General features: G+C 61.7%; 27 protein-coding genes. 17 read left to right on the plus strand and 10 right to left on the minus strand.

Features of this window, described 5'->3' with window-relative positions; all coding sequences use genetic code 11:
* Window positions 1-50: 50 nt before the first annotated feature.
* The 3 genes from FJ490_RS21505 to FJ490_RS21515 are packed head-to-tail and all read left to right on the plus strand — an operon-like array spanning window position 51 to window position 2,740.
* Window positions 51-842 carry a FadR/GntR family transcriptional regulator gene (locus FJ490_RS21505; RefSeq protein WP_224671760.1) on the plus strand — a complete coding sequence of 264 codons (792 nt, stop codon included), beginning with the start codon at window positions 51-53 and terminating at the stop codon, window positions 840-842.
* Window positions 835-1,620 carry an SDR family oxidoreductase gene (locus tag FJ490_RS21510; RefSeq protein ID WP_140583951.1) on the plus strand — a complete coding sequence of 262 codons (786 nt, stop codon included), beginning with the start codon at window positions 835-837 and terminating at the stop codon, window positions 1,618-1,620. The genes FJ490_RS21505 and FJ490_RS21510 overlap by 8 nt, the downstream gene beginning before the upstream one ends.
* A gap of 10 nt (window positions 1,621-1,630) precedes the next feature.
* A complete protein-coding gene (locus FJ490_RS21515) occupies window positions 1,631-2,740 on the plus strand; it encodes a mannonate dehydratase (protein ID WP_140515229.1) in 1,110 nt (369 codons plus the stop codon).
* 93 nt (window positions 2,741-2,833) lie between these two features.
* Here the strand turns inward: FJ490_RS21515 and FJ490_RS21520 are convergent, their stop codons facing one another.
* The gene (locus tag FJ490_RS21520) at window positions 2,834-3,415 is read right to left on the minus strand and encodes a DUF1236 domain-containing protein (RefSeq protein WP_140767665.1); all 582 of its coding nucleotides are present in this window, start codon (window positions 3,413-3,415) and stop codon (window positions 2,834-2,836) included.
* Between the two features lie 194 nt (window positions 3,416-3,609).
* On the opposite strand from FJ490_RS21520, the gene FJ490_RS21525 reads away from it, so the two are divergent.
* Window positions 3,610-3,909 (plus strand): DUF1236 domain-containing protein, encoded by a 300-nt coding sequence (locus FJ490_RS21525; protein ID WP_224519082.1) that lies wholly within the window; start codon window positions 3,610-3,612, stop codon window positions 3,907-3,909.
* Window positions 3,910-4,030: 121 nt separating this feature from the next.
* Here FJ490_RS21525 and FJ490_RS21530 read toward each other — a convergent pair whose 3' ends face one another.
* Complete coding sequence (locus FJ490_RS21530) at window positions 4,031-4,252, minus strand: hypothetical protein (protein ID WP_140497477.1); 222 nt, start codon at window positions 4,250-4,252, stop codon at window positions 4,031-4,033.
* Between the two features lie 229 nt (window positions 4,253-4,481).
* On the opposite strand from FJ490_RS21530, the gene FJ490_RS21535 reads away from it, so the two are divergent.
* Complete coding sequence (locus FJ490_RS21535; protein ID WP_140655479.1) at window positions 4,482-4,871, plus strand: response regulator; 390 nt, start codon at window positions 4,482-4,484, stop codon at window positions 4,869-4,871.
* Window positions 4,868-5,641, plus strand: a complete 774-nt coding sequence (locus FJ490_RS21540; RefSeq protein ID WP_140497473.1) for a Crp/Fnr family transcriptional regulator — start codon at window positions 4,868-4,870, stop codon at window positions 5,639-5,641. Before FJ490_RS21535 ends, FJ490_RS21540 begins: the two co-directional genes overlap by 4 nt.
* Window positions 5,642-5,860: 219 nt before the next feature.
* Here the strand turns inward: FJ490_RS21540 and FJ490_RS33145 are convergent, their stop codons facing one another.
* Entirely contained in the window at window positions 5,861-6,499 is a 639-nt protein-coding gene (locus tag FJ490_RS33145; RefSeq protein WP_246672811.1) for a hypothetical protein, read from the minus strand.
* Between FJ490_RS33145 and FJ490_RS33150 the strand changes: the two genes are divergently transcribed.
* The gene (locus FJ490_RS33150; protein WP_224519092.1) at window positions 6,482-6,823 is read left to right on the plus strand and encodes a sensor histidine kinase; all 342 of its coding nucleotides are present in this window, start codon (window positions 6,482-6,484) and stop codon (window positions 6,821-6,823) included. The two genes, FJ490_RS33145 and FJ490_RS33150, sit on opposite strands and share 18 nt — an antisense overlap.
* A 252-nt stretch (window positions 6,824-7,075) precedes the next feature.
* On the plus strand, window positions 7,076-7,504 hold the full coding sequence (locus FJ490_RS21550) for a hypothetical protein (RefSeq protein ID WP_140515225.1): 429 nt from the start codon (window positions 7,076-7,078) through the stop codon (window positions 7,502-7,504).
* 81 nt (window positions 7,505-7,585) lie between these two features.
* Here FJ490_RS21550 and FJ490_RS21555 read toward each other — a convergent pair whose 3' ends face one another.
* Window positions 7,586-7,777, minus strand: coding sequence for a DUF2934 domain-containing protein (locus FJ490_RS21555; protein ID WP_140497466.1), 192 nt, complete (start codon window positions 7,775-7,777; stop codon window positions 7,586-7,588).
* A 310-nt stretch (window positions 7,778-8,087) separates the two neighbouring features.
* On the opposite strand from FJ490_RS21555, the gene FJ490_RS21560 reads away from it, so the two are divergent.
* The 8 genes from FJ490_RS21560 (at window position 8,088) to FJ490_RS21590 (ending at window position 13,881) form a co-directional block, all read left to right on the plus strand.
* On the plus strand, window positions 8,088-10,079 hold the full coding sequence (locus tag FJ490_RS21560) for an erythromycin esterase family protein (protein ID WP_246672813.1): 1,992 nt from the start codon (window positions 8,088-8,090) through the stop codon (window positions 10,077-10,079).
* A gap of 29 nt (window positions 10,080-10,108) precedes the next feature.
* Window positions 10,109-10,774: a dienelactone hydrolase family protein gene (locus tag FJ490_RS21565; protein ID WP_140497464.1), complete on the plus strand. Its 666-nt coding sequence runs from the start codon at window positions 10,109-10,111 to the stop codon at window positions 10,772-10,774.
* Window positions 10,775-10,860: 86 nt separating this feature from the next.
* Complete coding sequence (locus FJ490_RS21570; protein WP_140729460.1) at window positions 10,861-11,319, plus strand: DUF1772 domain-containing protein; 459 nt, start codon at window positions 10,861-10,863, stop codon at window positions 11,317-11,319.
* A gap of 119 nt (window positions 11,320-11,438) precedes the next feature.
* Window positions 11,439-11,987: a DUF6496 domain-containing protein gene (locus FJ490_RS21575; protein WP_140729459.1), complete on the plus strand. Its 549-nt coding sequence runs from the start codon at window positions 11,439-11,441 to the stop codon at window positions 11,985-11,987.
* Between the two features lie 227 nt (window positions 11,988-12,214).
* On the plus strand, window positions 12,215-12,733 hold the full coding sequence (locus FJ490_RS21580) for a ferritin-like domain-containing protein (protein WP_140497458.1): 519 nt from the start codon (window positions 12,215-12,217) through the stop codon (window positions 12,731-12,733).
* A 158-nt stretch (window positions 12,734-12,891) separates the two neighbouring features.
* Entirely contained in the window at window positions 12,892-13,029 is a 138-nt protein-coding gene (locus FJ490_RS32765) for a hypothetical protein (RefSeq protein WP_181165407.1), read from the plus strand.
* A gap of 135 nt (window positions 13,030-13,164) precedes the next feature.
* Complete coding sequence (locus FJ490_RS21585; protein WP_140729458.1) at window positions 13,165-13,635, plus strand: YbhB/YbcL family Raf kinase inhibitor-like protein; 471 nt, start codon at window positions 13,165-13,167, stop codon at window positions 13,633-13,635.
* Between the two features lie 84 nt (window positions 13,636-13,719).
* Complete coding sequence (locus FJ490_RS21590; RefSeq protein ID WP_140497454.1) at window positions 13,720-13,881, plus strand: hypothetical protein; 162 nt, start codon at window positions 13,720-13,722, stop codon at window positions 13,879-13,881.
* Between the two features lie 138 nt (window positions 13,882-14,019).
* Here FJ490_RS21590 and FJ490_RS21595 read toward each other — a convergent pair whose 3' ends face one another.
* A complete protein-coding gene (locus FJ490_RS21595) occupies window positions 14,020-14,613 on the minus strand; it encodes a general stress protein (RefSeq protein ID WP_140497452.1) in 594 nt (197 codons plus the stop codon).
* A 21-nt stretch (window positions 14,614-14,634) separates the two neighbouring features.
* Window positions 14,635-15,381 carry a DUF4142 domain-containing protein gene (locus FJ490_RS21600; RefSeq protein ID WP_140525119.1) on the minus strand — a complete coding sequence of 249 codons (747 nt, stop codon included), beginning with the start codon at window positions 15,379-15,381 and terminating at the stop codon, window positions 14,635-14,637.
* Between the two features lie 247 nt (window positions 15,382-15,628).
* Between FJ490_RS21600 and FJ490_RS21605 the strand changes: the two genes are divergently transcribed.
* Window positions 15,629-15,958 (plus strand): hypothetical protein, encoded by a 330-nt coding sequence (locus tag FJ490_RS21605; RefSeq protein ID WP_140525120.1) that lies wholly within the window; start codon window positions 15,629-15,631, stop codon window positions 15,956-15,958.
* Between the two features lie 83 nt (window positions 15,959-16,041).
* Here FJ490_RS21605 and FJ490_RS21610 read toward each other — a convergent pair whose 3' ends face one another.
* The 4 genes from FJ490_RS21610 to FJ490_RS21625 are packed head-to-tail and all read right to left on the minus strand — an operon-like array spanning window position 16,042 to window position 18,357.
* The gene (locus tag FJ490_RS21610; protein ID WP_140525121.1) at window positions 16,042-16,392 is read right to left on the minus strand and encodes a hypothetical protein; all 351 of its coding nucleotides are present in this window, start codon (window positions 16,390-16,392) and stop codon (window positions 16,042-16,044) included.
* Between the two features lie 2 nt (window positions 16,393-16,394).
* Window positions 16,395-16,754: a hypothetical protein gene (locus tag FJ490_RS21615; RefSeq protein ID WP_140515218.1), complete on the minus strand. Its 360-nt coding sequence runs from the start codon at window positions 16,752-16,754 to the stop codon at window positions 16,395-16,397.
* The gene (locus tag FJ490_RS21620) at window positions 16,754-17,974 is read right to left on the minus strand and encodes an Nramp family divalent metal transporter (protein WP_140729457.1); all 1,221 of its coding nucleotides are present in this window, start codon (window positions 17,972-17,974) and stop codon (window positions 16,754-16,756) included. The genes FJ490_RS21615 and FJ490_RS21620 overlap by 1 nt, the downstream gene beginning before the upstream one ends.
* A complete protein-coding gene (locus FJ490_RS21625) occupies window positions 17,971-18,357 on the minus strand; it encodes a hypothetical protein (protein WP_224647132.1) in 387 nt (128 codons plus the stop codon). Before FJ490_RS21625 ends, FJ490_RS21620 begins: the two co-directional genes overlap by 4 nt.
* Window positions 18,358-18,380: the final 23 nt, after the last annotated feature.

Genomic DNA, 18,380 nt, shown 5'->3' on the forward strand with positions numbered 1-18,380 from the left:
CCTGTGGATCGAGCCCTAGGGTGGTCCAACAAATAGCAAGGAGTTCTGCGGTGGAACAGGCGAGCCACGATTCGATGGAGGCGGCAGACGAAGCCGGGATCAGCAGTTCCGCCGTCGACCAGACCGTGCGGCAGATCCTCGACCTCATCCGCAATCGCGCCATGTCCATCGGCGATGTGCTGCCCACCGAACGGGAGCTTGGCGAACTGTTCGGCGCCAGCCGCAACACGATACGCGAGGCGCTGCGCACCATCCGAACCTATGGGCTGATCGATCCCAAGCCGCGCGTCGGCGCGGTGCTCGCCGATCGCCAGAATGTCGCGATCCAGAATTTTTTCGCCGCGCAAATGGACATATCGAAAACGTCCTTTCACGACATACAAGGATTTCGCCGCATCATCGAAGTGAGCGTCGGCGACCACATCATCCTCAATGCCAGCGCCGCCGAACTTGAAGCCCTGGACGAGGTCAATGGCCTGATCGAGACCAGCAAGGATGTCCAGGAAGCCGCGCAACGCGATTTCGATTTCCATCTGGCGCTGATGAAGCTCGCCGGCAACCGCATGCTGGTGCAGACTTATCAGTTCCTGTCGCCGGTCATCCTGCACATCATGACCGTCGGCAAATCCATCCGGCCGGTGCTGAGCGAAACACGCCACGCGCATGGCGAGATCATCGCGGCGCTGCGCGCGCGCGACCGCATTGCCTACTGCTACCTGATGAGCCGGCATCTCGATTTCGGCTTGCGCTTCGTTCCCGACGACCTCGAAAACGCCCGTATGTCGGCGGCAAACCCGGTGCATCCGGGTCCGGCATCTTCCAAGGATTTGCATCATGTCTGATTTTGAGAACAAGGTGGCGCTGATCACCGGCACGACCGGCATCGCGCTCGCCACTGCGAGTCGCCTGGCGCGAGGCGGCGCTGCGATCATCGCCTGCGGCATCGACCGGGCGGCCAATGCCGCCATGCAGGAGAGCCTCGCCAAGGCCGGAGCGAATGCGCTGGTGCAAACGGTGGATGTCTCCGTTTCCGACCAGGTGCGCGACGCGGTCGCAGCGGGCGTCGCGAGGTTCGGCGGCATCGACATCATCGTCAATTCGGCGGCGGTCCACCCCTACGGCACGGCGACCACCACCGACTGGGAAACCTGGAACCGGGCGATGACGGTCAATGTCGGGTCGATCTACCTGACCGCGCATTTCGGCATTCCCGAAATGATCCGCCGAGGCGGCGGTGCCATCGTCAATGTCGCCTCGGTGCAGGGGTTCGCCTGCCAGCAGAACGTCGCCGCCTATGCCACGACCAAGGGCGCCATCCACACGCTGACGCGTTCGCTGGCGCTCGACTATGCCGCGGCCGGCATCCGGGTCAATTCGGTCAGCCCGGGCTCGATCCGCACGCCAATCCTCGAGAAGGCAGCGCGTGGCGACAATGGAAGCGACGCCGATGTCGAAGAAGCCTACAGACGCTTCGGCGCCGCCCATCCGCTCGGCCGCATCGGCGAGCCGGAGGAAGTGGCGGAGCTCATCGCTTTCCTGTGTTCATCGAAAGCCGGCTTCTGCACCGGCGCTGACTACAAGATCGATGGCGGCCTCACCGCCGGCATCGGCGTCAAGTAGGGTAACGCGGATGAAGATCGGACTTGGCCTCTATCGCGATTCGCTGACGCCGGAGAATTTCCGCTTTGCCCGGCAGGCCGGCGCAACGCATGTCGTTGCGCATCTGACCAACTATTTTCGCGGCCGCGATCCCTCGCTGTCGGCCGGCACCGAAACGGATGGCTGGGGCGATTGTTCAACGGATGGATTGTGGAGCTACGAGGATTTCACCGGACTGGTGAAAACCGTACGCGACAACGGCCTGGAGATCGCCGGCATCGAAAACCTGTCGCCGCGCTTCTGGTCCGACGTGCTGCTCGGCGGCCCCGATCGGTCGAGGCAGCTCGACGGCCTCAAGCGCCTGGTGCGTGACGCCGGCCGGGCCGGCATTCCCTGCATAGGCTACAACTTCTCGATCGCGGGCGTGTGGGGCTGGCAGCGCGGGCCATTCGCGCGCGGCGACGCCATGTCCGTGGGGCTCGATTTGTCCAATATCGATCCCGACCTGCCGCTGCCCGACGGAGTGGTCTGGAATATGCGCTACCGGCCGGGCCGAGCCGGCGCCGCGCCTGTCAGGGTCTCGCAAGAAGAACTGTGGGAACGGCTTGGCGTCTTTCTGCGCGAAATCGTACCGGTGGCCGAAGAGGCCGGCGTCGTGATGGCTGCGCATCCGGACGATCCACCCGCCGAGGCGCTGCGCGGCACGGCGCGCCTCGTCAACCGGCCGCAGAAATATGATCGGCTGATGGATATCGTCGACTCGCCCGCCAATGGGCTGGAGCTCTGCCTCGGCTCGCTGCAGGAGATGCCGCAGACCGAGGAGATCTACAGCCATGTGCGCCGTTTCGCGCGGCGTGGCCGCATCGGCTATATCCATTTCCGCAATGTGCGGGGCAAAGTGCCGAAATATCACGAAACCTTCGTCGACGACGGCGACATCGACATGGCCGAGATCGTGCGCATTCTGCGCGACGAGAATTATCAAGGCGTCATGATACCCGATCACACGCCTGAGATGGCCTGCGACGCGCCATGGCACGCCGGCAAGGCCTTCGCATTGGGCTACATGCGCGCACTGGTGCAGAACGCCGACGCGCTAGGCCCGGTACGAAGCCGGGCACCCGACATGGCAGCGGAGTGAATAGGGGACGCACGACTGACATTTTTCGAGCCCGAAGGCGCCGCAAAAGCCCGCTTTCGATGGAGAGCGGGCTTTTGTTAGTCGGCTCGGTTCCTAACTCAGGATAGCGACGATCTCATATGAGTTCGGATCGACAATAACAATCCTGCCATCGGCCAGGAGGAAATATTCATAGCTCTCATAGGCAGGAACGATTTCGACGATCCGGTGCGGAAGTCGATGCAGCCGCACCTTCTGCTTCGGCACTTTCACGCCGACCGAAATGTCCACGTCGAGGTTCGAGACCGGTTCCACCTTCGTCTCGCGGATGACGTTGGTGATTTCGGTCTTCTGCTCGACGGATATATTGTTGATTGAAGCGGTTGAACTCTGGTCGGTAGTCGTACCGGCCTTGCCCTGCGCTTGCTGATCGGTAGTCGTACCGGCCTTGCCCTGCGCCTGCTCATCGGTCTTCGCTCCGGCTTTGCCTTGCGCCTGCTCGTCGGTCTTCATGCCGGCCTTGCCTTGCGTCTGCTGCTCGGTGCTGCCGCCCTTCTGGCAATTGGCCGAGCCGGCTGCGCAAGTGTCTGCCCCACCCGATTGGGCCGCTTCGCCCGACTGCTGCTGGGTCTGCGCGATTGCCGCCCCACATCCGAGGGTAAGCGCTAACATGCTGGTGATCAGAGTGGTTCTCATGGGAAATCTCCTAGGATGGCAGTCCCTTCGCGGCAAAACTTTGCCACCCCGTGATTGTTCCACCGAAGGCTAATATATTCCGGAGCGGATGGAACTGCCGGCATTTTGCGAAGTTCGGCGCATAGGGCGCACCTGCCGAAACGCCGGTGGCGTCGTCGGCTTGGCGCCCTGCCCAACATCTGATGGAGACAGAAGTGGAAAAATATCTACTGGGAACGGCAGTGGGCATCCTGTTTCTTGCGGGGGCCGGAGCGGCCGCGGCGCAAGATGTGGTCATCCAGCCGGAGCAAGAAACCGTTATCAAGGAGTATGTGAAGAAGCAGCCGCTGGCCTCGGTCCAACTGCCCGGCGTGGAACTCAATGTCGGATCCACCGTGCCTGATACGGTCGAACTTCATGAAGTTCCCGATGTGAAATACCGCTACGTCGTGGTCGACAATCGAACAGTTCTGGTCGACCCGGAAACCCGGAAAATCGTCCAGGTCCTTCAATGACCGCATGTTCCAAAGCGCCCGCCCCGGCATGCGTCGAGGCGGGCGACCTGTGTCAGGTTTCTGTTTTCATGCATGTCTTTGTTCCAAACCGAGGCGTTTTGGGCGACATGCATGAGCATGGCTACGACTGCAGGTCAAATGCGATGTTGCGATGCTTTTGAATTGCTGAGCTGGCAACAATGTCCGCCAGTTCTTTGTCGGAGAGAGTGCATTCTGGCAGTTCGTAACGGATGGCTGACACCGCCTGCGCCGTGGAAATTGGCCATTCGAGATTTCTGCGGGAATTGATGTAGTGATCGATGGCCCGGATCAGTTCCTTCGAGGTCATATCGATCACAGGCATCGGTTCCTCCTCCTTATTTCCCCGTTTTTCTCACTGTGTTGACGGACACCGAAACCTGCCATCACAATTGTTAAAACGGCAGACGAAAAAGATGTCGATTCAGGAATAGGGGCTGGCGGTGGCTTTGGAGTTCACCTCCGCTGCATCGGTGGAAATATAACTGGGAGTGCAGCGGGTTGCGGTGTAGTGTCCCAAGTGATGGCCGCCGCAAAGGGAGAGTGCTTGCACCATGGACGGGGAAGCGGCGAAATCAGCCTTTCTGGGCGGGATTCGCGTTTTGATCGTGGAAGACGAATATTTTCTCGCCGATGACCTGCGTAAGGCTCTGGTCACACAAGGGGCGACAGTGCTCGGCCCGGTCGCCACGGTCGAGCCCGCAATCGAATTGCTGAACAGCGGTCAATGCGATTTTGCGATTCTCGATATCAACTTGCGCGGCGAGCAGACATTCGAGATTGCCCGCGAGTCGTTGGCGAAAGGCGTTCCGATCGCCTTCGCCACCGGCTATGATCAGACGGCCATTCCAGCAGAGCTCGGCGGGATCAGGCGATTTGAAAAGCCTCTGGAATTCGGCAGCATTGTCGAGTTCGTTGCCGCGACGGCACACGATACGCGATGAACGAGAGAAGCGAGCCGGCGGTTGGCCTGAGAGCGAAGACCGCGCGGCACCCGCTTATCCGCAAGCTGTCCAATTTCACGGTCCTGTCCGTGGAAGAATGCGACGCCATCGAGAGCGCGACAACAAAGGTCGCCGAATTCGCCGCCGGCGATGACGTCATCCAAAGGGGCGACCGGACAGGCGGGGTCAACCTGCTGCTCGAAGGATTTGCCTGCCGCTACAAGATTCTCGAAGACGGTCGGCGACAGATCCTTGCCTATTTGGTGCCGGGCGACCTTTGCGATCTTCACGTGTTCCTGCTGCGGCGCATGGACCACTCGATCGGTGCTCTCAGCCGCTCCAAGGTTGCGGCGATCCCGCAGAGCGCCATCCTCGGCTTCACCAACAGCTATCCCAATCTTACGCGTGCGCTCTGGTGGACCACGCTGCTCGACGAGGCGATCACCCGCGAATGGGTCGTCAACATCGGCCAGCGGACTGCTTATGAGCGGATGGCTCACCTTTTTTGCGAGCTGTTCCACAGGCTTCACGCAATTGGTGAAACGGCCGGCAAGAGCTATCCCCTACCGGTAACCCAGGCGACCCTGGGCGATACGCTCGGTCTTTCGAACGTGCACATCAACCGTACGCTTCAGGATCTCAGGCGCGACGGCCTCATTTCGTTCAACAACGGCACTGTAACGATCAAGAACCTGGCGAAACTGGAGGCGGCGGCCTTTTTCAATCCTGATTACCTTCATCTGTTGGACGTCAGGGAGCCTTTTGCATGATCAGGCACGGCCTCATCGAGTGGAGCGCAAAAATGAAACATCATAGGGAACCTGGCCTGCTTCTGCCGGTTCGGCGTGACCGGAGGCGGTAGCGAGCGATGGCCAAGCGCGATTTGATCGGCGGATCGGCAGGTACGATCGATCCGCTGGGCCGCTGCGATCGCCCTCCATATTTCCGCCGACAGCGGCGGCATTAATGCTCCTGCCGGCTCGACGGTATCATTTTCGCCGGCTGAAAACCCCGCGCGGCGGCACGAAAGCCAATCCTGGGCGCGTGAACGCGAGCCAAAGGCCGACGAGACGATGCGCTTGGCACCGCGCATGATCGATGAACGGTTGAAAGACTGACAGGTGGCTGGAAAAAGACCTCCCAAGAAAGACGTCACGGGTACATTCTCCCGTCCGCAAGGTGTGTCCGCCGAAGAACGCGATGCTTCCGCGTCGATGCGGCTCAGTCATGTCGATGAACAGATGGACGAACGTGACGATCATATCGCCCGGCTCGAAGCCGAACTCCAGGTCACACGCGACCGCCTCCAGGCGACGAAGGCATTTGCCGCCGAATTGCAGCACCGCGTTCGCAACACGTTGAGCATTGTCCGTTCGATCGCTCGCCGGTCGGTTGAAAACAGCAACAATGTCGAGGACTATGCCTTTCACCTCGAGGGCCGCATCAATGCGCTTGCACGCACGCACAATGTGCTGATGCGATCGGCCTCGGCCACCGTGCAGCTTGACATGCTTGTCCTTGACGAGCTTGCGTCCCAAGGCGGCCGGACGGAAGATCAGTTCACCATAGATGGCCCGGATATTTCCTTGTCCGGAAAGACGGCGGAGACCTTGGGCCTGGCGTTCCACGAACTCGCCACCAACTCGATGAAATATGGCGCGCTGTCGGCAGCCGACAAATCAATCAGCGTAAGCTGGAAAGTGGGTGGCACGCCCGCCAGACAGGAGCTGAAGATCCGCTGGATCGAGGACCTGCATGGTCCGGCAGCAATACCTGCGCGACGCGGCTTCGGATCCGAGCTGATCGAAAAGGTGGTGCCCTATGAGATCGGCGGAGCTGGCTCGCTGCGCTTCACCGATGCCGAGGTGATCTGCACGATGGATATCCCCCTCTCGAACGAAATTCACCCCAGCAGGAGCCTGGAGGACCCGCCCGACGATCTCCAGCATTGAACACCGACACTCCTGCGCCGAAAGGCGGCCGGGGCCAGGAGCGTGGAGTTGGAAGGGGCTGACCCAGCACCGACCGAGGTGGCGCAACGGCCCTGGGGTCTGCCGAGTTGCCGCCGCACCAGCCTTCAAATTCTCAAAATGATGGAACTTCAGCGACAACAAAGAGTTCGGAGCGCGGCGACGGCGAGCGCGCTGTCGTGATCTCGCGACTCACCTTGAAGCGGGAGGAACCTGGATCAACAGGAGCTGACCATGAAGTCCCATACACTCGAACAACTACACGCAATCGCGGAAGTTGATACGGTGTGCCCGACAATGACGCGGAACCAACGCCTGGAGCGCTGGGCAAGTCTTCTTGAGCGTCATCCTGAACGGCGCCTCGGAGCGCTTCCGGGCACCGAATATATGAGCCCCGACATGCGCGAAAACGCCTACTGCGTGCAATCCCCCATCAGCGTCGCGTTCGAAGATCCGATACTGCGGGCGCAGGGTCTGGAAGGCGACACCTATGGCGAGGCAAAGCGCTTTTTCGAACTGTCCAACTGGCAGTTGCACAACATCGTCTGCGATTGCCACGTCGGTGCGACCATGAAAGCCGGGTGGGTCGCCGTTCGCGTGCGCGCCGCCATGGGCGAAGGTTTCAATATCTTCGCCAGGCTCAGGGCGCTGCTCGGACGTTGACCGAGACGCCATCTCGAATGCGTCGACGGAATGAACAGTCGGTCGACGCATTTTTCCTCCTTGGCGGCAAGTGACGTCGCTTCAGGAGCTTCGAGGCTCCGACCCGCTGCCGATGGTCGGATCGGGCACCACCGGACCGCGCTCGGCTTCCGATCCTTCCGCCTCTATTTCCTGCACGGCCTGGTCCCAATGCTCCTGCTCTCGGCCCGGCGGGCGGCCTTCGCGCTCCCAGATCTCGTAGGCTCGTCGCTTTATGAGTTCTTCCTTGTCCATTGGAAACTCCTCCTGCGTGCCCCAATCTCCGGCAGGCCGCTTTGTTCCCTCCGGAAACAAAGGCAACGCTTTTGGAGCGATCCGGACTAGCCGCACCGGAGCGACACGGAACCCTTGGGGGATTAGGCCGTTTCCGAGCATCGGCGCAGTGGTGGATGACTTGGGAATGCCCGCCGCTCGAACTCTTGGCGACGAACACGCCAATGATGTGCCTGCGCCACGCCTTGCCGCCCCGTGTGGCCTCGGCCAATCAAAGCCTTGCAGCGGGACCCCAAAGGGTGGGCGCGGCGCAAATATTGGGCTTGAGATCATGACTATTGTCTTTTCGGATCGTCGCGAGGCAGGACGCGTTCTCGCTGATAAGCTCGGCCACTTCGCAGCGCGCGATGATGTCACCGTGCTGGCGCTGCCGCGCGGCGGCGTGCCTGTCGCCTACGAAGTCGCACAGGCATTGAAGGCACCGCTCGACGTTTTCGTCGTGCGCAAGCTCGGCGTTCCCGGTTACGAAGAGTTGGCCATGGGCGCAATCGCGACCTCCGGCGTACGCGTCCTGAACGACGAGATCGTGGAAGGCCTCGCTGTGCCGGCCCACGTCATCGATGCGGTCACTGCCAGCGAGGAGAGGGAGCTTTTACGCCGCGAGCACCTCTATCGCGGCGAGCGGGTACCGCTCCTTGTGGAGGATCGAATCGTCATTCTCGTGGACGATGGGCTCGCCACTGGGTCGACCATGCGCGCGGCGGTCAGGGCGCTGCGCGAAAAGCGGCCTGCCCGTATAGTTGCGGCCGTTCCGGTCGGCAGTCCCGACACCTGCGAGGCGATGGAGAGCGAGGCAGACGACGTCGTCTGTGCGACGACGCCGCAGCCGCTCATCGGCGTCGGGCGCTGGTATGAAGACTTCTCCCAAACCAGCGACGACGAGGTCCGCGCCCTTCTCGCCAAGGCGGGGCGACCAACCGCACCGTCCGGCCGCGATGCGCCGCAGAATACGGCAAACCGATTGCACAAGCACGTCGTTCGGCTCTCCGGAGACGCGCGAGACTACGACGAGCTCTTGGCGGCGATCGGCGAGGCGCGCTTTGTGTTGCTCGGTGAAGCTTCGCACGGCACACACGAATTCTATGAGGAGCGCGCGCGGATCACGCGGCGGCTGATCGAGGAGCAGGGTTTTGCCGCCGTCGCTGTCGAAGCCGACTGGCCCGACACATACCGGGTCAACCGCTATGTTCAGGGAACAGGCGGGGATATCGACGCCGAAGAGGCGCTCGCCGATTTCCGACGCTTCCCGACCTGGATGTGGCGGAACAGGGTCGTCGTCGATTTTGTCGAATGGCTGCGCCGGCACAATGAAGCGCCCGGCAAGGGCAATCCGAAAGTCGGGTTCTATGGGCTCGACCTCTATGCCCTGCATGGCGCGATGAAGGCGGTGCTGCGCTATCTCGAAAAGGCCGACCCGGCCGCGGCGGAGATCGCGCGTCGCCGCTATGCCTGTTTCGATCATTTCGGCCCTGACCCGCAGGCTTATGGCTTCATAGCCGGCAATGAGGTCGACAAATCTTGCCAGGAGGCTGTGGTCGCACAGCTGGTCGAGATGCTGAAGTGGCGCCCGGCGAAGGCCGAGCCACGCGAAGGCGCCATCGCGGACGAACTCTTCGCGGCGCAGCAAAACGCCCGCCTGGTGAAGAATGCGGAGGCCTATTATCGCGCCATGTTCCTGGCGCCCGAATCGACCTGGAACCTGCGTGATCGGCACATGGCCGAGACGTTCGACGCTCTCACCGCTCATCTCGGCCGGCTCGGGCGATCGCCGAAGATCGTGGTTTGGGCGCATAACTCCCATCTCGGCGACGCCAGGGCGACAGACAGGAGCCTGCATGGCGAGATCAACCTCGGACAGCTTATCCGCGAAAAGCATCAGCGCGACGCCTTTCTCGTCGGCTTCACGACGTATCAAGGAACGGTGACGGCGGCATCGAACTGGGACGGCCCCGCGGAGCGCAAGGTTGTCCGGCCTGCCCTAGCGCGCAGCTATGAGGCGCTGCTGCATGCAGTCCCGGCTGATCGCTTCCAGCTGGATCTGCGCGGCGACGGCGAAGCCCTGCCGCGACGGCTCCTGGAGCGCGCGATCGGCGTCATCTACCGCCCTGAGACCGAACGGGCCAGCCACTACTTCCATGCCGACCTTGCCGCGCAATTCGACATGCTGCTGCATTTCGACGAGACGCGGGCGGTTGAGCCGCTGGAGCGCAGCTCGCAATGGGACGCCGGCGAGCTCGCGGAGACCTATCCGTTCGGGGTTTAGGGCCCGATCCAATTGAATTGGAGATCGCCATGGTCTCAGTCCTGAAGACAAACGAGAAGGCCGTGCAGGTTCCCGCCGGCGGCGCAATGCTCGCAGGCAACCTGTCGCTGCCGCAGGAAGCCCGTGGGCTCGTCCTCTTCGCTCACGGCAGCGGCAGCAGCCGGCACAGCCCACGCAACCGCTATGTGGCCGGACGGCTGAACGAGGCGGAACTCGCCACGTTGCTCATCGACCTGTTGACGACCGAAGAGGAGCGTATCGACCAGATTACCGCCGAGTTGCGGTTCGACATTCGCTTGCTCGCCGATCGCCTGGTTCAGGTCACCGATTGGCTGCACATGTCCGAGGAAACGTCGGCGCTGCGCGTCGGTTATTTCGGCGCGAGCACAGGGGCTGCCGCGGCGCTGATGGCTGCGGCAGAGCGCCCGGATCGAGCGGTCGCCGTCGTCTCGCGCGGCGGGCGTCCGGATCTTGCGGCACCTGCCCTGCCCCACGTCCGGGCACCAACGCTGCTCGTGGTCGGCGGCGCAGACACGCAGGTGATCGCGCTCAACCGTTCGGCGTTCGCGGCGCTGCGGTGTGAAAAGGAGCTGGCCATCGTGCCGGCTGCGACGCACCTGTTCGAGGAGCCCGGCGCGCTGGAAGACGTCGCGGACTTCGCGATCCAATGGTTCCTGCGCCAACTGCCGGCGTGAGGCCAAAGCCATCGCCCTCGACTCATCCGAGAGCCAGATCGATTGGGCCGTCGGCGCATTAAGAGTCATTCCGCGGAGACGTTTCCATGACAGTCAAGGTTCTGCAATTTCTCGCCATTGTCATTTCGGCCCTCGCGCTCATCCCGGCAGGGGCCCATCTCGCCGCTCTTCCCAACAAGATATCTCTGCCGCAGCCGGAATATTTCACCGTCCAAGGCATCTATTACGGATGGGCGATTCTCGGTTTTCTCTGGCCTGCCGCGCTGATCGTGAATGCACTGCTGGCGATCTCCGTGCGCGCACAGGCTTGGCCGTTTTGGCTCGCCCTGCTTGCGGCGCTGTGTTTCGCGATCATGCTTGCGATCTTCGTTGTCTGGACGCTCCCCGCCAACCAGGCGACGCAGAACTGGGCGACAGTTCCTGCAAACTGGGAAGCGCTCAGGCAGCAATGGGAATATTCTCATGCGGTAAATACCGCGATTGTATTTGCAGCACTCTGCCTCGCGACGCTGTCGGCGCTCTCGTGGCGTCCGGCCGGCCCATAGATCCTCGCGGAGAAAGTCTCTTTTCCTCCGGATCATTTGCGCCATCGACGCGTTAGGTTTTCTGGAGGTCGCGACGTCGCACCGCCACCAGTCCCGCTGTATCCAACGAGGAGAAAGCGATGCCGGATAAGAAAACCATCGAGAAAGCGAAAAAAGACAAGCGCGAAGGTAAATCGCCCACCACGCAGGCTGGCGAATTCGTGCATGAGGAGATCGAGAAGGTCCGTCGCGGCAAGCACGGTGCGCGCTCGACCAAGCAGGCGATCGCCATCGGCCTTTCGGAGGCGCGCCGCGCAGGCGTCGACCTGCCTCCGCCCAAGAAACGAAGCGTCAAGGAGAGCACCCGCAAGAGCGCCGAATACGCCTATGAAGTTGGCCAGGGCGAACGCAAGCCAAAACGCCGCCCCAAGGTCTCGAAGGCCGTTTCCGAGGTTCTCGAGCACGAACCCAAGAGCACGGCATCCCATGAGGCGCTCTCAAGACAGACCAAACAGGCGGCGTCGCGCCGGACGGATGAGGAGCGCTCGGCCGCAGCCAAGAAAGCCTCGGAGACGAAGGGCGCTGCCGGCCGGTCCGCCGCCGCACGCAAGGCGGTCCACACCAAGGGTGCTGCCGGAAGAAAGAAAGCAGCGCAGAAGGCCGCCAGCACGCGTGCGGGCCAAAGCTAGAAGATCGAAAACCCGCTGCGCGCTCTCTCCAGCCGGCTGGTGACAGGTAGCTGGACCGCAGCCAGCCTCAAGCGATGCGCACTATGGCGGCTGGGACAGTGCGATTGTGTGAGATGCGGCCGTCCTTGTCTTTGTCTCGATCCGGCGGGAACAACGGCCCGTGTTCAAGGTTATGGAAAGCTGCACCGGTGGTGGAGCTTTCATGACAACCTTAGGGAGACGAAAACATGGCGACTGCGAAGAAGGCGGCGACGAAAGGGCTGGAAGCCCTGTTCCTCGACGGGCTGAAGGATATTTATTACGCCGAAAAGAAAATACTAAAGGCGCTGCCCAAGATGGCCAAGGGTGCCGAGTCCGAGGAGGTCGCGGCGGCGTTCGAGAAACATCGCGTGGAAACCGAAGGCCAGGTCGACCGCCTCGAACAGGTGTTCGATCTGATGGACAAGCCAGCCCGCGGCAAGACCTGTCCGGCAATCGACGGCATTCTCGAAGAGGGGTCGGAGATTCTCGACGACTATAAGGGCGACCCAGCATTGGATGCAGGACTGGTCGGAGCGGCACAGGCGGTCGAGCACTATGAAATCGCACGTTACGGCACGTTGATCGCGTGGGCTGAACAGCTTGGCAAGAGCGACGCGGTCAAGCTCCTGAACGAGACGCTCAAAGAGGAAGTGGCAACCGATGAAGCGCTTACAGGCTTAGGCGAAGGCGGGGTCAATGAGCGCGCTCTTGAGAAAGCCGCTTAGCCGCGGGGCGGCGCGGCGCTAGGCGCCCGGCAGCCTTCCTGTCCAGAGCGGGGTGCGTTCGAGTTGAACTGCGGGTCCTGCTCTGGATTTGGCTGCCGGGAACCTGCCTCGACAAAACAGGTTGTCAAATCATCGAACCTTACAGGAGGATCCGCGAAATGCCGGAAGACCTGTCTCGCGAGGAAGAGCAACGCGGTACCGGAAAGCTCATCACCTGGAGTGTCGTGATCGCCGCCGTGTTTTTTATTGGCCTCTTGGCCATATTCGTCCTCAAGCCGCTTATGACGGGATCTTAGGATCCTTTCGAGCCGCAGCGCGCTTGAGCCGCGCCGGAACGTGCTCGCAAGCAATTCGATGACCGCAAACAATTCCGGCACGCTTTGCGATGCGGCGGTGATGCGATCGAATGTTCCTCGAAAGGAGTGCGAACCATGCCCCTGACGCTCAGTAGCCCCGCCTTTGCCGACGGCGGAGAGATCCCCGAAGCCTATACTCGTGACGGCAAGAACGTATCTCCGCCTCTGAAGTGGGCCGGGGTACCGGACGGCACAAAGAGCCTCGTCCTTGTCGTCCAGGATCCCGACGCGCCGAGCGGAATGTTCGGCCATTGGGGGGTGTTCAATATTTCGCCGGAGGTGCAGGAGTTGCCCCAAGCGGAAAGCGGCAGACCGGGTCCACAGGCCCTCAGGCAAGCGCGGAACGATTTCGGTAACGCCTATTACGACGGCCCTGAACCGCCTGCGGGCCACGGTGTCCATCACTACCACTTCCGGCTGGCGGCGCTCGACACGCCGAACCTTGCTATCCCCGCAAGCACGGGCGTGGAGCGTATCTGGCAGGAGGCGCAAAAACATTTGCTGGAGCAGGCAGAACTCGTCGGAACCTACGAACGTGGCCGGTAATTGAAGGCAGATTGATCCGGGCGCCGTCGTCCACGCGCGGAACGGTTCTTCTCCTTGCCGGTTGTGAGGGAAAGGAGACGTCCCATGTTTGAAAGCGTCATGTGGTTGATCGTCGTCGCCGGCGGGCCATTGTTGCTGCTCGTGTTGCTGGCCTACGTCATTGTCACTCGACGTCGCCGCGGTCCCGCAGAACGCAGAGAAAGCGATCGAGCCACCGATCGGCTCTATCATCAGGACAAGGATTGATTGTAGCTACTGTGGCCCACAGCAAACTCGATCAGCGGTCCAAACATCCCTCGCACATGTCCCGAAGATCAAATTTCGGGCGAGGCACCCACGCCGGCCTGGCTGCAAAGTGCCCCGCCGCCCTGGCAGGCTTGTTCTTCAGGGCCGGTTTATTGCCCTGCCGCCGTCGCGCTCAGGGACATAGTCGCCCGCGTTGACGTCAAAGCCGGTCCAGCCATCCGCCTCGTAAGCCCTGCGGCGTTCCATCACGTCAACCGAGCTGGACTGACCCAGGATGTCCTCGGCTTCCGGAACAAGCCCATCGTCCACCTTGGCCGTCACCAGCGTACCGCCACGACGTACGCCCTCTGCATAGACATTTGCATCGTTTTCGGAAACGCCCGAATCCGTCAGAGCGCCAATGATACCGCCCGCCGCACCACCAGCCACCGCGCCGGCAACCGCCCCGGTGGCGGTAGCGGCAAGCCATCCGGCCGCAACCACAGGTCCGACGCCCGGAACGGCCATGACGCCCAACCCTGTCAGCAAACCGCCGGCGCCACCGACCACGGCCCCTATCCCTGCACCGCTCGCGGCATCTTCAGCGGCTTCGGAACGATCTCTCTCGTACCAGCCATCCGAGTTGTTGGCGATGATGCTGATATCGGAATGTGGCACTCCGGACGCTTCCAGTTCGCCGACCGCGTCGGCTGCGTCGTCGTAGTTGTCGAACAGTGCAGTTACGGTTTTCATTTTGATATCTCCTGATCGGGCTCATTTGCTGTCGGCGACGACGTTGCCCTGATAGTCGAGCCCGACGGCGACACTTTGGCCTGACTTGGTCGCCTGGCCGCGCCAGATGCCTTGATCGTCCTTGGCAAGCTTCGACACATTGGAATAGCCGGCATCCTCGATGCGGCTCTTTGCCTGGGTCTCGGTGAAACTGTTTGCGCCGGGCACCAGGGCCGCGGCATTGGGCGTGTTCGTGGTTTTCACAGCGGGCGTTGTCGCTCCCGTGATGGAGTCCTGGCCGGCGGCGATCTTTTCGATCATCTGCCGATGCATCTTCAACGTATCGACCGTCTGCTGGGCGAACGTCTTGAGGGCCGCGTTGTCGCCGTCGCGGGCGTAGCTTTCAAACAGATTGACGGCATCGGCGTGCGCCTTGCGCTGCATGTCCACATAGGCCGGATCGATTGGCGGCTGTGCGTTCTGGAGCTTATCCAGATCGGCCTGATGCTGCGCATCGAGCGCCGTCGGCATCTTCAACTTCTGTTCGCCGGCAATCGTTTCCAGCTTGGCGTTGGCCGCGCCGTGGTCCCGGATCATCGTCTGCGCGAAATTCTTGATGCTTTGATCCTGGGCCTTGTCCTGGGCAATCTTGCTTGAGTCGACTTCGAACTTGCCGCCGACGGCGGCCTTGTCGACGAAATCCTGGGCGCTGTCGGCAGCAGCCAAAGCAGGCATTGCGATAAGCATGGAAGCAGCGGCGAGCGAGGCAAGAAGGTGTCGCGTTTTCATTGGCTTTGTCCTTGTCGATGCGCGAACTTACGATGCGCCCTAACAAGCCAGGATGGGCTTTGTTCCGGCGCCGTGCGATGCGCTGCAAGCGCCTTCGGACAGGCCCCACAGCCGGCCAGGAGACCTTCAACATCGGGACCGCGGCGCGGAACAAATCGGCGGCTGCGAGATTTGATTTTAAATGCGACCCATGAGCGTCAATCTGTCGACCGAGCGAACTTGCCGAATTGGGTTCCGAGGAGAGTTCATGGCCAAGATTTCAAATTCCACACCTGCCGCAGCCAGGGGAGAAGTTCAGGCCGGAGCCACACGGGACAAAACGCCCGGATTCGATCCTGCAGTTGCCCCGTTCGAGACCGACGCCGAGGCGGCGGACACGCAGAACCCGGTCACTGAAGCAGGTCCGCAGCGTTCTCTCCGGCCAAAATTCGAAAACGATGCCAGCTTCGCCAACGCGATGCGGCCGGTGGAGAACGAGCCCGAACTGCAGCCCCGCAGCAACTGGCCGCTAATGGTGATTGCGGCCGTCGTACTGATAGCGGCCGCGGTGTTCCTGGCAGCCAGCCTGCTGCGGTAAGGCGCATCATCCTGAGTGCAGACAGCATCAGATAACCCTTGGCTGAGTTCGAGCACTTTTCGCGCGGCCGTCCGCCTGGGTCGTCATCGATCCTGCCTCGCTCGTGGATGAAATTCGGGCGCGCCCTTCATGCCGGAAAGTTCCGTTGTCGAACACAGCAGCCTCGGCCGTGCAGGATCGGAGATGTCGAGCTTGTCCCAGGGAATACGGTACAGGCCGTCGCGACGGCGCAGCCGGAAGAAATCCAGCACCGCCGTACCGATGGTCGAGGCCGAGAGACGCTCGAAAGCGGCGTAGATACCGACATGGAATTCGGTAACGACGAAGTCGTCGCCGGCCGGTTCGGCTCGTATCTCCTCGATATAGCCGATGCTTTCGCCTTGCCGCGAGAGAACGCGTCGTCCGGCCAGATGTTCGAGGTTGACGGTGGACATCATCAAGCTCCCGGAATGCGTCCGATGACATGGTCGCGCAGCCAGTCCTGCCAGGCGAAGATCGAGGTTTCGCGCACATCGATATCGAACTGGATGTCGACGCCTATGTCCTGGACCTTCTTCCAGGCGATCCGGTGCGGCTTGCGATGGCGTTTGCCGCCCCACGCTGCCGCGAGCTGCGTCATCCAACGCCCTGGCCGTACGCCGAGGCGACGCGCCAAGGTGACGGAGCCGAGCTCGACCGCGATGATCCTCGGCGGCTTGCCCGGCCGCAACTCCGCCACCAGCCCGTCGATCTTGCCGATCTTGACCTGCTCGCGGTCGACGATCTGCTTGTCGAGGATGTCGCGCAGCAAATCCATCACGTGCCTCCGAATATCTGCAGGGGAATGGTCACCACGGCGAGCACGAAACCAAGCCCGATGATGAAGATCACCGCGGCATTCGAGACAATGCCGTTGCGGTGCTCGCCGACATAGCGCTTGTCGTTCAGCAGGAAAAGGAAAGGAATTACCGTCAGCGGCAGGCTGGCGGCGGTCAGCGCCATGGAAAAAATGGTGAGCTTCAGCGGATCGAGCCCAAGCATGATGGGGATGGCGGCCAGAAACAATGATACCGTGTAGACGGCACTGAAGCCAGGATCGTCGCGTGGCTTGAGGTTTTCGCCCCAGTTCCATCCAAACCCTTGCGCCACCAGATAAGCCTGTTGCAGCCCAACCTCGAGTGCGGCGCCGAAGCAAGCGATGGCGAGCGAGGCAACGAACAGGACGAAGCCCCAGAAGCCGAATATCGGGATCAGCATCAATGGTAATTGATGATAGTCGTCGACCTGATCGATGCCGTGCGTTGCAAGCACGAGCGCGGCCACCATCAAGACGCCGATCGAAATGGTGCCGCCAAACGCCATGCCCAGTCCGGCGATGGCCTGATTGGTTCCGAGATAGCTTCTGTCCCACTGGTCCTCGATAGCCCCCGAGGAATAGAACATGAACAGGTAAGGCGATATCGAAGCGCCAAGAATGCTGACCGCCATGTACCAGTAATTCGCCGCGTCGTGGGCCGGCAGTGTAGGCACCGCGCCGGACGCGACAGCTGTCCAATCGGGCTTCAGCATCACCGCTGCGACCACGAAGCACAGCGTCACGAGGCCGAGTATCGACACGCCTTTCTCGATCAGCCCGAACGTGCCTTTCCACAGCAACAGCCATGCCATCAAAGCCACGGGTAAAGCCCACCATTGAAAGCCAATGCCGGTGGCAAGTTCGAGCGCGATGGCAACACCACCGATCTCGGCGGACAGCACCATGAAATTGACCAGCAGGGCGGCAAGCAATGGCCATAGCGAAACGTTGAAGCCAAATCGTTCCCGGATCCCGTCAGAGATCGTGTGATGGCTCACGGCGGCAAACCGGCCGGCCATCTCGACCAGAAAAATGATGCAGATGGTGCCGAGAACCACCGCCCAGATCAGCTGAAACCCGAAGGTCGCACCTGCCTGGGCTGCCGTCGCCATCGATCCGACTTCCAGGAAGCCGCCAACACTGGTGACGATGCCCAGCGATATTTCCAGGAGCTTCTTCATGGCTTCGGCGCGAAATATCTGAAGTAAGCGGCGGCCAGGGAGCGCGTGGCCGTCCGAATATCTTCCTGAGCCTCCTGCACTTGCGGGCGGCGGTCCGCTTGCACTCCCGCCTGGGCGCGGTTCACCGCGATCGACAGGTCCTTGACCGCCTCCGCCAACGCAGCCTGCTCGGCAGGTTCAGCCGTAGTGGCCGATCGGATCTTCGCGTCGATATCGGCCAGTGTCGTGCCGGCCGATTGCAGCGTGCCCGAAGCATATTTGGAAGGGGCAGCTCCCGCCGCCCAGGCATCAAGCGTCATTGATACGGTCTGCGCCGTCGAGGCGGCAGTTCGGGATTGCTGTTCGATCTGGTCCGAGGACGAGCACGCGGTCGACATGGCCATGAGCAACAGCAGGCATGCGCTGT

Source organism: Mesorhizobium sp. B2-5-11 (genome assembly GCF_006440835.1).
Classification (GTDB): Bacteria; Pseudomonadota; Alphaproteobacteria; order Rhizobiales; family Rhizobiaceae; genus Mesorhizobium.

What these genes read in the sequence shown, in the direction of transcription:
- FJ490_RS21510 (WP_140583951.1), top strand. Translation starts at nt 835, where the DNA reads ATGTCTGATTTTGAGAACAAGGTGGCGCTGATCACCGGCACGACCGGC.
- FJ490_RS21515 (WP_140515229.1), top strand. Translation starts at nt 1,631, where the DNA reads ATGAAGATCGGACTTGGCCTCTATCGCGATTCGCTGACGCCGGAGAAT.
- FJ490_RS21520 (WP_140767665.1), bottom strand. Translation starts at nt 3,415, where the DNA reads ATGAGAACCACTCTGATCACCAGCATGTTAGCGCTTACCCTCGGATGT.
- FJ490_RS21530 (WP_140497477.1), bottom strand. Translation starts at nt 4,252, where the DNA reads ATGCCTGTGATCGATATGACCTCGAAGGAACTGATCCGGGCCATCGAT.
- FJ490_RS21535 (WP_140655479.1), top strand. Translation starts at nt 4,482, where the DNA reads ATGGACGGGGAAGCGGCGAAATCAGCCTTTCTGGGCGGGATTCGCGTT.
- FJ490_RS21540 (WP_140497473.1), top strand. Translation starts at nt 4,868, where the DNA reads ATGAACGAGAGAAGCGAGCCGGCGGTTGGCCTGAGAGCGAAGACCGCG.
- FJ490_RS21550 (WP_140515225.1), top strand. Translation starts at nt 7,076, where the DNA reads ATGAAGTCCCATACACTCGAACAACTACACGCAATCGCGGAAGTTGAT.
- FJ490_RS21555 (WP_140497466.1), bottom strand. Translation starts at nt 7,777, where the DNA reads ATGGACAAGGAAGAACTCATAAAGCGACGAGCCTACGAGATCTGGGAG.
- FJ490_RS21560 (WP_246672813.1), top strand. Translation starts at nt 8,088, where the DNA reads ATGACTATTGTCTTTTCGGATCGTCGCGAGGCAGGACGCGTTCTCGCT.
- FJ490_RS21565 (WP_140497464.1), top strand. Translation starts at nt 10,109, where the DNA reads ATGGTCTCAGTCCTGAAGACAAACGAGAAGGCCGTGCAGGTTCCCGCC.
- FJ490_RS21570 (WP_140729460.1), top strand. Translation starts at nt 10,861, where the DNA reads ATGACAGTCAAGGTTCTGCAATTTCTCGCCATTGTCATTTCGGCCCTC.
- FJ490_RS21575 (WP_140729459.1), top strand. Translation starts at nt 11,439, where the DNA reads ATGCCGGATAAGAAAACCATCGAGAAAGCGAAAAAAGACAAGCGCGAA.
- FJ490_RS21580 (WP_140497458.1), top strand. Translation starts at nt 12,215, where the DNA reads ATGGCGACTGCGAAGAAGGCGGCGACGAAAGGGCTGGAAGCCCTGTTC.
- FJ490_RS32765 (WP_181165407.1), top strand. Translation starts at nt 12,892, where the DNA reads ATGCCGGAAGACCTGTCTCGCGAGGAAGAGCAACGCGGTACCGGAAAG.
- FJ490_RS21585 (WP_140729458.1), top strand. Translation starts at nt 13,165, where the DNA reads ATGCCCCTGACGCTCAGTAGCCCCGCCTTTGCCGACGGCGGAGAGATC.
- FJ490_RS21590 (WP_140497454.1), top strand. Translation starts at nt 13,720, where the DNA reads ATGTTTGAAAGCGTCATGTGGTTGATCGTCGTCGCCGGCGGGCCATTG.
- FJ490_RS21595 (WP_140497452.1), bottom strand. Translation starts at nt 14,613, where the DNA reads ATGAAAACCGTAACTGCACTGTTCGACAACTACGACGACGCAGCCGAC.
- FJ490_RS21600 (WP_140525119.1), bottom strand. Translation starts at nt 15,381, where the DNA reads ATGAAAACGCGACACCTTCTTGCCTCGCTCGCCGCTGCTTCCATGCTT.
- FJ490_RS21605 (WP_140525120.1), top strand. Translation starts at nt 15,629, where the DNA reads ATGGCCAAGATTTCAAATTCCACACCTGCCGCAGCCAGGGGAGAAGTT.
- FJ490_RS21610 (WP_140525121.1), bottom strand. Translation starts at nt 16,392, where the DNA reads ATGTCCACCGTCAACCTCGAACATCTGGCCGGACGACGCGTTCTCTCG.
- FJ490_RS21615 (WP_140515218.1), bottom strand. Translation starts at nt 16,754, where the DNA reads ATGGATTTGCTGCGCGACATCCTCGACAAGCAGATCGTCGACCGCGAG.
- FJ490_RS21620 (WP_140729457.1), bottom strand. Translation starts at nt 17,974, where the DNA reads ATGAAGAAGCTCCTGGAAATATCGCTGGGCATCGTCACCAGTGTTGGC.
- FJ490_RS21625 (WP_224647132.1), bottom strand. Translation starts at nt 18,357, where the DNA reads ATGGCCATGTCGACCGCGTGCTCGTCCTCGGACCAGATCGAACAGCAA.